We start from the raw sequence: 274 nt of genomic DNA, 5'->3' as shown, positions 1-274 counted from the left end.
AATCGACCGACGACTCTGCCGTGCCGTGGAACAGCAGGTCCGGCGGAAGTGCAGGTTCGAGTCCGAGGTCCACGTCGATCGAGTGACCTTGGTTCGCCCTGATGCGATGGTTCGTGATCGCGAAGCGTTGCTTGTCGCTCTGCTCTACGATGTCGTGGAGTTCTTCGCGGCTGACGGTCATACCGTGGCGCGCGAACGCCTCGAGGAGGACGTCGATGTCCACCCATCCGCCGCCATCGAGCTGGACTCCGACGTGGCCGGGGTCGTGCCGGAG

The 274-nt window shown here is 64.2% G+C and carries 1 protein-coding gene; it reads right to left on the bottom strand.

Going from position 1 to position 274, the window contains the following annotated elements:
• Window positions 1-223 (bottom strand): RNA 2'-phosphotransferase (locus ACPYOG_RS19500; RefSeq protein WP_481295777.1); only part of this gene is annotated, 223 nt, incomplete at its 3' end.
• Window positions 224-274: the final 51 nt, after the last annotated feature.

It is taken from the genome of Leifsonia sp. HAY1-4F, assembly GCF_056755275.1.
This window is presented reverse-complemented; position numbering and strand designations above follow the sequence as displayed.